Origin of the sequence: Flavobacterium limnophilum, from assembly GCF_027111315.2 — a bacterium.
GTDB classification, from domain to species: domain Bacteria; phylum Bacteroidota; class Bacteroidia; order Flavobacteriales; family Flavobacteriaceae; genus Flavobacterium; species Flavobacterium limnophilum.
In genome coordinates this window covers 2,819,972-2,832,056 of record NZ_CP114289.2, presented here as the reverse complement: position 1 = coordinate 2,832,056, position 12,085 = coordinate 2,819,972, and the positions used below count along the sequence as shown (strand labels likewise).

General features: G+C 38.2%; 10 protein-coding genes. 7 read left to right on the top strand and 3 right to left on the bottom strand.

Annotation, left to right across the window (positions count from 1 at the left end; genetic code table 11):
- Positions 1 to 39 precede the first annotated feature (39 nt).
- Positions 40 to 1,344, bottom strand: coding sequence for an ABC1 kinase family protein (locus OZP13_RS11870; RefSeq protein WP_281297270.1), 1,305 nt, complete (start codon positions 1,342 to 1,344; stop codon positions 40 to 42).
- Entirely contained in the window at positions 1,344 to 2,003 is a 660-nt protein-coding gene (locus OZP13_RS11865; RefSeq protein ID WP_281297269.1) for a TetR family transcriptional regulator C-terminal domain-containing protein, read from the bottom strand. Before OZP13_RS11865 ends, OZP13_RS11870 begins: the two co-directional genes overlap by 1 nt.
- A 119-nt stretch (positions 2,004 to 2,122) precedes the next feature.
- On the opposite strand from OZP13_RS11865, the gene OZP13_RS11860 reads away from it, so the two are divergent.
- Positions 2,123 to 3,037: a TIGR01777 family oxidoreductase gene (locus tag OZP13_RS11860; RefSeq protein ID WP_281297268.1), complete on the top strand. Its 915-nt coding sequence runs from the start codon at positions 2,123 to 2,125 to the stop codon at positions 3,035 to 3,037.
- A gap of 2 nt (positions 3,038 to 3,039) precedes the next feature.
- Here the strand turns inward: OZP13_RS11860 and OZP13_RS11855 are convergent, their stop codons facing one another.
- Positions 3,040 to 3,579, bottom strand: coding sequence for a YceI family protein (locus OZP13_RS11855; protein ID WP_281297267.1), 540 nt, complete (start codon positions 3,577 to 3,579; stop codon positions 3,040 to 3,042).
- A 495-nt stretch (positions 3,580 to 4,074) separates the two neighbouring features.
- Here OZP13_RS11855 and OZP13_RS11850 point away from each other — a divergent pair, with 495 nt between their 5' ends.
- The 6 genes from OZP13_RS11850 (at position 4,075) to OZP13_RS11825 (ending at position 11,992) form a co-directional block, all read left to right on the top strand.
- Positions 4,075 to 5,577, top strand: coding sequence for a rhamnulokinase (locus OZP13_RS11850; RefSeq protein ID WP_281297266.1), 1,503 nt, complete (start codon positions 4,075 to 4,077; stop codon positions 5,575 to 5,577).
- A 55-nt stretch (positions 5,578 to 5,632) separates the two neighbouring features.
- Positions 5,633 to 6,937: a class II aldolase/adducin family protein gene (locus tag OZP13_RS11845; protein WP_281297265.1), complete on the top strand. Its 1,305-nt coding sequence runs from the start codon at positions 5,633 to 5,635 to the stop codon at positions 6,935 to 6,937.
- 29 nt (positions 6,938 to 6,966) lie between these two features.
- A complete protein-coding gene (gene fucO / locus OZP13_RS11840; RefSeq protein ID WP_281297264.1) occupies positions 6,967 to 8,127 on the top strand; it encodes a lactaldehyde reductase in 1,161 nt (386 codons plus the stop codon).
- A 23-nt stretch (positions 8,128 to 8,150) separates the two neighbouring features.
- Entirely contained in the window at positions 8,151 to 9,413 is a 1,263-nt protein-coding gene (locus tag OZP13_RS11835; protein WP_281297263.1) for an L-rhamnose isomerase, read from the top strand.
- 362 nt (positions 9,414 to 9,775) lie between these two features.
- Positions 9,776 to 10,849, top strand: coding sequence for an L-rhamnose/proton symporter RhaT (gene rhaT / locus OZP13_RS11830; protein ID WP_281297262.1), 1,074 nt, complete (start codon positions 9,776 to 9,778; stop codon positions 10,847 to 10,849).
- Positions 10,850 to 11,083: 234 nt separating this feature from the next.
- Positions 11,084 to 11,992: an AraC family transcriptional regulator gene (locus OZP13_RS11825; protein WP_281297261.1), complete on the top strand. Its 909-nt coding sequence runs from the start codon at positions 11,084 to 11,086 to the stop codon at positions 11,990 to 11,992.
- Positions 11,993 to 12,085 lie beyond the last annotated feature (93 nt).

The window sequence follows — 12,085 nt, the reverse complement described above, 5'->3', positions numbered from 1 at the left end:
CGATGATTCGGTCTTTTTCAATGTCGGTGAATTCTTTTTTCAATCTTGGTATTTTTTAAATTCATTCACCACAATTTTCGCTTTCAAATCGAACATCAAATTGTACAATCCAAAGAAAGTGCGGTTCATGTAAATGAAATGTTTTGAACCTCGATTGCCGTTCATTTTCTTGAGATTGGTGTCTTTCGAAAAGCGTTCGCCCAATTGCGCTATGTTTGCGAAAAATTCTTCATCCGAAAAATCGAAAGTTTCCGATTGAAAAGGTTGGGTAAACAATGACAATAAATCGTAAAACATTTGCGTGAAATATTCAATTTCTTCTTTGGAATCGTCCACTCTAAGGATTTCTAATTCGAATAATTTTGCAGCAAATAGTTTTTTATTGTCGATAACTTCCTTATTAATCAATTCAAAATACGGAATGTAGAACTCGTTTGGAATTTGTTTCATGCAGCCAAAATCGAGCGCTACCAATTGGTTTTGTTGGTTTACCAAAAAATTTCCCGGATGCGGATCGGCGTGTACTTTCCTTAAAATATGAATTTGATACATATAGAAATCCCATAGCGCTTGACCGATTTTGTTGGCGATTTCAGGATTGGTGTTTTTGAATTCAGACAAATGAACGCCGGTCATCCAATCCATCGTGATGATTTTCTCCGATGAATATTGAGGATAATACTGTGGGAAAACCAAATTTTCTATTTTTTGGCAGGCTTCAACCACTTCTTGGCTTTGTTTCAGTTCCAATAAATAGTTGGTTTCCTCAATCAATTTGTCTTCAACTTCCTTGAAATATTTGTCGGAATCTTTTCCTTGAAGGTTGAACATTCTGATGGCAATGGGTTTTACTAATGCCAAGTCTGACGAAATACTGTTGGCTACGCCGGGATATTGGATTTTCACGGCCAGTTTTTTGTTGTCTTTCACCGCCAAATGAACCTGCCCAATGCTGGCGGCATTAACGGAATTGGCATTGAATTCGTCGAAGATTTCATAAGGCGTTTTGCCGAAATTGGCCTTGAAAGTTTTCAAAACCAAAGGCGCAGATAGTGGCGGAACGGAGAATTGCGACAACGAAAATTTCTCCACATAAGCCTGTGGCAAAAAGCTTTTGTCCATACTCAACATTTGGGCAACTTTCAGCGCGCTTCCTTTGAGGCTTTTGAGGCCGTCATAAATGTCTTCGGCATTGTCTTCGTTGAGCTTGTCGCGGGTTAAATCGCTGTTGACCATTTTTTCGCCGTAATATTTCAGGTAATTTACGCCCACTTTGGCACCGGTTTGAACGAGTTTTGAGGCTCTTTCTATTTTTGAAGTAGGGATGTAGTCTATGGTTTTCATTATTTGTTGTGTATTTTTTCTTTGAAAATGAATTTTCCAAAATCGATTAGGCTTTCCAGTGGCGCAATATTCATCAATTCGAAACTTGCCTTCACTGATTTTTCAATATAAATGTCTGTTTTTTCAAAAGCGGGTGATTCGTCTTCTAACCAGAATTTCAGTGTCAATAAAAACTGAATCCAAGCCGTTTCCTGTATGGCTTTTTCTTGAAAATTTTGAAATTTTTCGTGCTGTGTTCGCACTTCATCCGAGATTATATCGGTGATGTAATTTTTGAATCCGATTCTCAGGCTCGAAAGTTGCATCAGGTTTTTCAGTTGGTTTTGATGTTCCTTCAAACTCATGACAACATAACTTCTGTTGGCTGACAGCATTTCGAAAAATGTAAAGTAGAAACTCAGCATTTTGCTCTTCATGTCATAAGTTTCATGGCTTGGGTCTTTTTTGATTAATTCAACGGTTTTTTCCAGGAACATCTTGAAAATTTCTTTTTCGATGCTTTCCAGAGTGCCAAAAAAGGAATAAAATTCAGTTTCGTCAAAACCATTTGTTTTGGCAAATAGATATACTGATTTAGGCTTGTCATTATTTTCCAATCTGTAGTGCATGTATATTGAAACTATTTTGTCTTTTGTAATTGCGGATTTTTTAGTTGCCATTATTCGAGTATTTTAAATTAGATTACAAATGTATGCAATGTTTAACTATATTAAATAAAAGTTAAACAAAATTTAACGTTAATGTTTTGAGTGTCATTAAAAAGCTTAAATTTGCTTTTATGAAAAAGAATGTATTAATAAGTGGAGGAACGGGATTTATAGGAAAGAATTTGACTCATTTATTGGTCGAAAATGGATTTTCTGTTTCCATTTTAAGTAGAAGCCAAAGGCAAAACACCGAAGATGTCAGCTATTATCAATGGGATGTAGACAAGTATTATATTGACGAAAATGCGGTTGCAAATGCGGATTACGTCATTCATTTGGCGGGAGAAGGCATTGCCGATAAACGATGGACGGCAAAACGAAAACAAGCCATTGTTGAAAGCAGGGAAAAATCCATCCAGCTGATTTATGACGTTTTGAAAAAGAACAATAAAAAACTGGATGCCTTTGTTTCGGCCTCGGGTATTGGAATTTATGGAGCAATAAACGGATCGGAAATTTGTAATGAGAATACGCCTCCGGCCAATGATTTCCTGGGAACTACCTGCCAGAAATGGGAAGCTGCCGCAGATAGTATTGGAAGTTTGGGAATTCGAGTGGTCAAAATTCGCACGGGTTTGGTCCTGGGTAAAGAAGATGGTTTTTTGAAGAAATTAACTCCCATTTTTAAGTTCAGGCTGGGTGCTGCTTTGGGTTCCGGAAAACAATATATGCCTTGGATTCATGTTGATGATCTGTGTGCGATTTATCTCGAAGCGTTAAACAATAATACCATGAATGGAGCTTACAATGCCGCTGTTTTTGACAATACCACCAACACTGTTTTTTCAAAAACCTTGGCAAAAATCTATGGATATTCTCTTTGGTTGCCCAATGTTCCTGCTTTTTTGATAAAAATGGCAATGGGCGAAATGGCGCAAATTTTACTGACGGGAAGAAGGGTTTCTTCTGTGAAAATTCAAGAAACGGGATTTAAATTCCAATTTACAGCTTTAAAAACGGCACTTCGCGATTGTCTTGGGAAATAGATTCATTCTACCCAAAAGGCTGTTTTGATATTCACGGTTTCCGCTATTTTCATACTCAATATTTCCGGGATTTTGATATTAAAATCCTTGGTGTTCACGTTGAAATTCGTGATGATTTCCAGTCCATTGTTCGATTTTCTAAGGATGGCAACTGTGTTGATTTTTTTGGATTTTCCGTGTAATTTCAAGATACCTTTGAGGTTGAATTCTTTTGGGGAAGTTCCAATTATATTAAGATTGAAACCTTCGATTTTTCCTTTAAAAGTGGCTTTCGGATAGTGGTCACTTTCCATATAATTCTCGTTGAAATGCTTTTCCATCAAAGAAATCTTGAAGCGGAAAAATTTTATAAAAACGGTACTCGAAATTTCTCCATTTTTTAGGTTTAAGACACAAGTTGCATTTTCATTTTTTGCTTTTACTTCTTCAAATAAAGGCACCGAAGCCTCAAAATTAACGATTCCTTTATTGGTAGTCATTTTTTCTTGGGCCAATGCCATATTGGCAAAAAACAATAAAAAAATCAAGGTAATTTTTTTCATGTCGAGAAATATTAAACTATTTAAAGTTACACTATTTTGCGGATATTTCCTCTTTTTTATTAAGAAAATTTCCTTGTTAAATAATTTTTCGATTCCAGTTAAATCTCGTTCTTGAAACTGGTTTCAAATTAATTTTTCTGAATTTAAAAGCAATATTTTATGTTTTTTCTTTTTGGCGCAACTGATTCTACAAACCCAGAATGGGATATCTAAAATCTTTTTTCTGCAAAAAATTAAACATCCAATACAATAATGACAGGCTTTGGCTGTTGTTTTCATATTCGGATGAATTTGTCTTTTTATTGATAATATGATAATTATCAGGTATTAAAATTTAGAATTTTGTCAAAAAGTCAAGTTTAAATATCAAAAATGTATTATTGGTTGCATGTGTAAAAAATACATTTGTAGAAGGTTATTCATTGAGCTGAAAAAAAACAGTCCAGTAAATAATAATCGATTAAACTTTTATTTTAGACTAAACAATACTTTCGGATGAAAAATAAATCATTCTTGGCTTTCGATCTTGGCGCAACTAGCGGACGTACCATTTTGGGTACCATTGAAAACGGTCGCCTTCAAATGAAGGAACTTACTCGTTTTTCAAATCAAATACTTCAAATCGGGAACCATATCCATTGGAATATCTATTCTTTGTTCGAACGTTTAAAAGAAGGACTAGTAGCTGCCAAAAGAGAAGGCGTAGAAATCGCATCCATCGGCATCGATACTTGGGGAGTGGATTTTGTTTTACTTGCCGAAGACGGTTCGATTCTTGGCGCACCGTATGCTTATCGCGATCCGCATACAATTGATATTCCGGAAAAATATTTCGAATTGATTTCGCGCGAAAAAGTATATGAACTGACAGGAATCCAGGTGATGAATTTTAACAGTTTGTACCAACTTTTTGCCCTGAGTCAAGCCAATAATTCTTTGCTTAAAAGTGCCAAGGACATGTTGTTCATTCCTGATGCATTGGCTTACATGCTTACCGGAAACAAAGTTGTGGAATATACCGTGGCATCCACTTCCCAAATTTTGAATCCCCGAACCAAGAAATTTGAGGCCGAATTGCTTGAAAATGCCGGAGTTTCGCCTTCCATTCTGGGAGAAATCGTGATGCCTGGTCATTTGATAGGTACCCTTAAAGAGGATTTGGCCTTGGAAAGTGAATTGGGTAAAGTGAACGTGATTGCAGTGGCAGGACACGATACGGCTGCTGCGGTGGCAGCGGTTCCGGCTTTGAGTGAAAATTTTGCTTACCTAAGTTCGGGAACATGGTCCTTGATGGGTATTGAAGTGAAAGACCCCATTATAAACGAAGAAACTTTTGCCTTAAACTTCACCAACGAAGGCGGAATTGAAGGAACCACCCGTTTCTTGAAAAACATCACCGGAATGTGGTTATTGGAGCAATGTTTGAAAGATTGGAAAAACGAAGGCATCACTTATGCCTACGAAAAACTGGTTCAAATGACGGCTACCGTTCCTGCTTTTCAATCGCTTATCGACCCTGACCACGTTTCATTTGCCAATCCAATTTGCATGCCAACTGCAATTGCCAATTATTGTCGATCAACTGGTCAAGTCGTGCCTTCCACACATGCCGAATTTGTTCGTTGCATTTTTGAAAGTCTTTCGCTCAAATACAATTATGTGTTGGGAAAACTCAAAGACTTGGCACCATTCCCAATCGATAAATTGCACGTAATTGGCGGAGGATCAAAAAACCCTTTATTGAATCAATGGACGGCAAATGCCACAGGAATTGCAGTAATTGCAGGACCTTCAGAAGCCACTGCCATCGGAAACATCATGATTCAAGCCAAGGCTGCCGGTTGCGTAAGCTCGTTACAGGAAATGCGCCAGATTATTGCCAATTCGGTGCCATTGGATGAATTCACTCCGCAAGAACCTGTAGTTTGGTATGAAGCCTATCAAAAATTCTTGAGCATAACCCAGTTAAAAAAAGAAACCTATGCACATCATGTCTAGGTCATAAAAATAATATACAATAAAATAAATAAGTAAGATATAAATAAGTAAGATAATGAAAAAGTTAGACGTTAAATTAATGCACCCGGTTGAGCAAATCAACATGGTCATTGGAAGAATTTACAAAAAAGGAATGACTACAACATCAGGGGGTAACATTTCGATAAGAGATAAAAATGGAGATATTTGGATTACACCTTCAGCTGTAGATAAAGGAGATTTGACTCCAAAGGATATTGTTTGCGTAAAAAAAGACGGAACTATCGTAGGTTTGCACAAGCCATCATCTGAATTCCCTTTTCATAAAGCAATTTTTGAAGCGCGTCCCGAAATCAATGCAATCATTCACGCGCATCCTCCGGGATTGGTGGCTTTCAGCATCACTCGCCAAGTTCCCAATACCAATATTACTCCCCATTTCCGTTCTGTTTGCGGTAAAGTAGGTTATGCGCCTTATGGTTGTCCGGGAAGTGAGGAATTGGGTCAAAAAATTGCGGATCAATTTATTGGTACCGACAGTAAAGCCGTAATTATGGAGAACCACGGAGTTGTGTTGGGCGGATCTGACATGCTGGATGCCTACCAACGATTTGAAACTTTGGAATTGTGCTGTTGCACCATCGTAAGTGCCGGAAAATTGGGGAAAGTAAACGCATTGACCGATGAACAAATTCAACAATACAGGGCACAAATTCCTTCAAAAGCCACTCGTTTCTCGGATCCTGGATATCCATCAGATGAATTGGCCATTCGAAGAGACATGGTTAATATCATACACCGTGCCTGTGAGCAAGGATTAATGATTTCCACTTTTGGAACAGTTTCAGCTCGTTGGAGTGGAAATGACTTCTTGATTACGCCGCACGATGTCTCTCGTTGGAACATTACTGCCGACAATATCATTCAGGTTAAAAACGGAATGACTGAAGACAATAAAAACCCAAGTTATCAAGTGCCATTGCACCAACGCATTTACGAACAAAATCCGCACATCAATTCCATCATTATGACACAGTCTCCCAATTTGATGGCCCACTCGATCAGCGGAACCAAATTTGATGTTCGAACCATTCCGGAAAGCTGGATTTTCTTGCAGGATGTACCTTCAGTACCTTTCGGTTCTTTATTCGATGATATCGATGGCATGGCAAATATGTTTGACAAAAACCGTGTTGTTTTAATCGAAAATGACTGTGTTGTTGTTACAGGCGACAAACTGCTAAACACATTCGACTATTTGGAAGTGGCCGAATTTAGTGCCAATTCATTGGTAATGGCTGCCTCGGTTGGCCCTTTATGTCCAATGGGAGATGCCGAAATCGATGAATTGCGAGTGGCTTTTAGTGCAATAATTAGATAAATTAATAAAACTGAAAATATAACAATACCATGAGTGCCATTAAAAGAATTATTTTAAACGAAATGTCCTATTATGGGGCAGGAAGTCGTTCCGTTCTTGCAGACGAAATCAAAAAAAGAGGCTTGAAAAAAGTTTTTATCGTTACCGACAAAGATTTGTTGAAATTTGGAGTAGTCGAAAAAGTAACGTGTATTCTAGATGCAGCAAAAATCGAATACACTATTTTTTCGAATGTAAAACAAAACCCAACCGTTGCCCAAGTAAAAGAAGGTGTCGTGGCCTTCAGTTTATCTGGAGCCGATGCGATTGTGGCCATTGGTGGAGGTTCGCCAATTGATACTGCCAAAGGAATCGGAATTATTTCCAACAATCCTGAATTTGCCGACGTGGTTTCATTGGAAGGAGTGGCAGATACCAAAAAGAAATCTGTTCCAATCATTGCCCTGCCAACTACTGCCGGAACTGCTGCCGAAGTAACCATCAACTACGTGATTACCGACGAAGAAAACGTGAAGAAAATGGTTTGTGTTGACCCGAATGTTATTCCTGTTCTTTCCATCGTTGATGCCGAATTGATGTTGAGCTTGCCGCCAAGTTTGACCGCAGCAACAGGAATGGATGCCTTGACTCACGCCATCGAAGGGTATATTACCAAAGGGGCTTGGGAAATGTCGGATATGTTCGAATTGAAAGCCATCGAGATGATTGCCAAACATTTGCCAGCGGTTGTAAAAAACCCATCGGATATAGTGGCGCGTGACGGTATGGCCGTTGCCCAATACATTGCTGGAATGGGATTTTCGAACGTTGGATTAGGATTGGTACACGGAATGGCGCATCCATTGGGAGCTTATTATGATATTCCACACGGAGTTGCCAATGCCTTGTTGTTGCCAATCGTCATGGAATACAATACCGAATCTTCCATTGCCAAATATGTTGACATTGCCCGTGCCATGGGAATTAAAGTGGATCATTTATCACTTGCAGACGCTGCACAAGCTGCCGTGGATGCCGTGAAAAACCTGGCCATTGAAGTGGGTATTCCGGAAAAATTACAGCTTTTGAATGTGAAAGAAGAAGATTTGGAACGACTTTCCCAATCGGCTTTCGAAGACGTTTGTACTCCAGGAAATCCTCGTGAAGTACAATTGGGCGACATTTTGGAATTGTATAAAAAAGCATTTTAACTAACTACATATTTAATTAAAAAATGAAATCAGAACAAATAAATCAAGCATTTGAATATGCAAAAACTAGATATGCCGGTCTTGGAATCGACGTGGAAAAAGCCATTGCCGACATGGATAAGTTATCCATCTCGCTACACTGTTGGCAAGCCGACGACGTAAAGGGTTTTGAAACAGGTAACGATGAATTGACGGGTGGAATCCAAGTAACTGGAAATTATCCAGGAAAAGCAAGAACCATTGCCGAACTTCGTGCCGATATTGACAAAGCAATGTCTTTGATTCCGGGCGAACACCGAGTGAATCTTCACGCTTTGTACGGAGATTTTGGTGGAGAAAAAGTAGATCGTGACCAAATTGAAGTAAAACATTTCCAAAGCTGGATTGATTGGGCAAAAGATAAAGGTTATAAATTAGATTTTAACGCCACTTGTTTCTCCCACGAAAAATCAGCAGATGGATTTACATTGTCACACCGTGATCCTGCCATTCGTGAGTTTTGGGTAGAACACGTGATTCGTTGTCGTAAAATTGCCGAAGAAATCGGACGTCAATTGGGTTCAAAATGTATTCACAACATCTGGATTCCAGACGGGTCGAAAGATTTAATTGTAGATCGTTCGTTATATCGTCAAAACTTGAAAAATTCATTGGATAAAATCTTCGAATACAAATCGAATGACGAATTGATGTTGGATAGTATCGAATGTAAATTATTTGGTATTGGAAGCGAAAGTTTTGTAGTGGGTTCCCACGAATTTTATATGGGTTATGGCATTGCCAACAACAAAATGATTACTTTGGATGCGGGACATTTTCACCCTACAGAAGTAATCTCCGATAAAATTTCTTCTTTATTATTATTTACTCCCGAAATCTTGCTTCACGTAAGTCGCGGTGTTCGTTGGGATAGCGATCACGTCGTGATTTTAAACGACGAATTGCAAGCTATTGCTCAAGAAATTATTCGTGCCAAAGCTTTGGATAGAGTTCACGTAGGATTGGATTTCTTCGATGCGTCTATCAACAGAATTGGTGCTTACGTAATTGGTGTTCGCGCCACTCAAAAAGCATTTTTACAAGCCTTATTGGAACCAAGTGCACAATTGAATTCTTTCGAAGCAAACGGTCAAAATTTCGAACGTTTGGCCTTGTTGGAAGAAGCCAAATCATTGCCTTGGGCTGCCGTATATGATTACTATTGTTCAACAAAAGGAATCACTCCAGCTGAAGATTATATTTCAGACATTCAAGAATATGAAAGAAATGTAACTTCAAAAAGATAAATTTGCAACTCCTCAATTTCTTGTAAAAAAGAGGTTGGGGAGTTTTTTTATCTTGATTTTTTCTATTTACTAACCAATTAATTGTCTGCTATTTTTATAATTTACCGTTTTATTTTTTGATTTTACTGGAATAAAAAGCACCGTCTCTTCGAGTGATTTTTAATAGTAATGCGATAGCTTTACTATTAAAAATTGTATCGAGAAGTTTTCAATGTTGGAGTTCTCGATACATTTTATTAAAAAAGCTATCGCATTTTTAATAAAACACTCGAACTGACGTGTACATTTAGATTGATTTATATTAGTAAATTTAAAACTTAAATGGTATTAAACGTATGGATTAGGGCAGATTTCAATAAAAGATGAATGCACTTTTAGGATTACTTTTTCATTCTATCGGAGGTTTTGCTTCGGGTAGTTTTTATATGCCTTACAACAAGGTAAAAGGATGGGCTTGGGAAAGCTTCTGGATTGTTGGTGGTTTGTTTTCTTGGCTAATTGTACCGCCATTGGCCGCTTATTTAACCATTCCAGGATTTGGAGCCATTATTGCCAATTGTTCCACACCCATTTTAATCCTGACCTTTGTGATGGGGTTATTTTGGGGAATTGGTGGCTTGACTTACGGTTTGGGTGTTCGCTACTTGGGAATGTCCCTGGGGAATTCAGTGGTGTTGGGATTCTGCGCTGCTTTTGGAGCCGTGGTGCCTTCCATTTATTACACAATTTATCCAACAGTCGGCAAGGTTTCTTTTACCGACATGTTATCCACCAGCGGAGGACAGTTGGTACTTCTTGGTGTTTTGGTTTGTCTTCTGGGTATCGGTATTTCTGGTAAGGCCGGAATGATGAAAGAGCGTGAATTAACCAAAGAGCAACAAAATGCCAGTGTTGCCGAATTCGATTTGGTCAAAGGATTGATTATTGCCGTGATTTCGGGGATTTTGAGTTCGTTTTTCAATTTCGGAATCGAAGCCGGAAAACCAATGGCCGATGTGGCCAATGAAGCATGGAAAGTATTGAATCCCAATCAGGGAGAATTTCTTTACCAAAACAACGTGATTTTTGTGGTGATTCTTTGGGGTGGATTGACAACTAATTTAATCTGGACGACCATTTTGAGTTTGAAAAATAAATCATACCAAAACTTCACTGATAAAACGACTCCAATTACCCGTAATGTCATGTTTTGTGCCTTGGCTGGAACTACCTGGTTTTTGCAGTTCTTCTTTTACGGAATGGGCGAAAGCAAATTAGGAAATGGAGCCAGTTCTTGGATTTTGCACATGTCGACCATCATATTGACCGCCAACATGTGGGGGATTTATCGAAAAGAATGGTCTGGAGTTGCCCCTAAAACCAAATGGACAATCGCTACAGGAATTGTGGTAATTTTGTTGTCGGTGGTATTGGTGGGAATCGGGAATTCAATGTAATGATTATTTTTTATATTTGTAGAGAAAAGCCAATTCGAACACGTTAAAAAAGAATTTGACACGAATTTCACGAATTATCACAGATTATTGGGATTCAAAAGATGATTATACAAAGTATTTTATGCTGTGGTAGATTTGTGAAATTTTAACGGGATATATTTCGTGTTAATTCGTGGAATTCGTGTCTTTTTTTGTTTTTTTTGCTGAAGTTTTTTCCTTGATAGAAAAGTTGCAATGATTTATAACGACAAAAATAATAGTGTTAATTACCCCATAACTTCGGAAGAAGACGAGTTGTGGGGCTTAACCATTACGACTGTTGGACGTCAAAATATTACCGAAAAAGAAAGTTATCCTCCTGATAAACACCCTGTCGGCTATTATTTCAATGTAGACAAAGGCCGAATATTGAATGAATACCAGTTGCTGTATATCACGAACGGGAACGGTGTTTTTACTTTTGGGCATTCCAAGCAATCTTGTTTTATTACCGAAGGGAAAATGTTTTTCCTGATGCCCGGAGTTTGGCATACCTATAAACCTTTGGAGAATTCGGGATGGAATGAATATTGGATTGGTTTCAAAGGAGAAATCATCGAAAAAATAGTCAAAGAAGGTTTTTTCTTGAACAGGCCGCCTGTGTTCAACATCGGAATGAACGAAGAAATAATCGATTTGTATTACAAGGCCATAGAAATTGCCAACGAAGAACGCGCCGGATTCCAGCAAGCACTTTCGGGTATTGTGATGAATATTTTGGGATTGATGTATTATCGTGACAAAACACGGGATTTTGAAGATGAAGAGCTCATCAACAAAATCAACAAAGCCAAAGTGATGATGCGGGAAGACATCTACAAAAATACCTCTGCCGAAGATATTGCCAAAAACCTTGGCATGAGCTATTCGGGATTCCGCAGGGCATTCAAGGAGTTGACGGGAACTTCTCCCTCCAAATACATGGTGGAATTAAAATTGAACGAAGCCAAACTTTTGTTGTACAATACCAACTTGCCCATCAAGGAAATATCGTATAGTTTGAACTTTGAAAACCCCGATTATTTCCCCATTTTCTTCAAAAAAAGAACCGGTAAAACACCTAGCGAATACCGAAGTTTTGCGGTTTCCAACAGCAGTTTGTAAATAGAAAATTTGCTTTTATTTCCTTTTGCCCTAATAAAAATATTCCGTCACTTCGAGTGATTTTGAATGGTAATGCGACAGCTTTACGATTCA

What these genes read in the sequence shown, in the direction of transcription:
- OZP13_RS11845 (WP_281297265.1), top strand. Translation starts at nt 5,633, where the DNA reads ATGAAAAAGTTAGACGTTAAATTAATGCACCCGGTTGAGCAAATCAAC.
- rhaT (WP_281297262.1), top strand. Translation starts at nt 9,776, where the DNA reads ATGAATGCACTTTTAGGATTACTTTTTCATTCTATCGGAGGTTTTGCT.
- fucO (WP_281297264.1), top strand. Translation starts at nt 6,967, where the DNA reads ATGAGTGCCATTAAAAGAATTATTTTAAACGAAATGTCCTATTATGGG.
- OZP13_RS11855 (WP_281297267.1), bottom strand. Translation starts at nt 3,579, where the DNA reads ATGAAAAAAATTACCTTGATTTTTTTATTGTTTTTTGCCAATATGGCA.
- OZP13_RS11835 (WP_281297263.1), top strand. Translation starts at nt 8,151, where the DNA reads ATGAAATCAGAACAAATAAATCAAGCATTTGAATATGCAAAAACTAGA.
- OZP13_RS11825 (WP_281297261.1), top strand. Translation starts at nt 11,084, where the DNA reads ATGATTTATAACGACAAAAATAATAGTGTTAATTACCCCATAACTTCG.
- OZP13_RS11850 (WP_281297266.1), top strand. Translation starts at nt 4,075, where the DNA reads ATGAAAAATAAATCATTCTTGGCTTTCGATCTTGGCGCAACTAGCGGA.
- OZP13_RS11865 (WP_281297269.1), bottom strand. Translation starts at nt 2,003, where the DNA reads ATGGCAACTAAAAAATCCGCAATTACAAAAGACAAAATAGTTTCAATA.
- OZP13_RS11860 (WP_281297268.1), top strand. Translation starts at nt 2,123, where the DNA reads ATGAAAAAGAATGTATTAATAAGTGGAGGAACGGGATTTATAGGAAAG.
- OZP13_RS11870 (WP_281297270.1), bottom strand. Translation starts at nt 1,344, where the DNA reads ATGAAAACCATAGACTACATCCCTACTTCAAAAATAGAAAGAGCCTCA.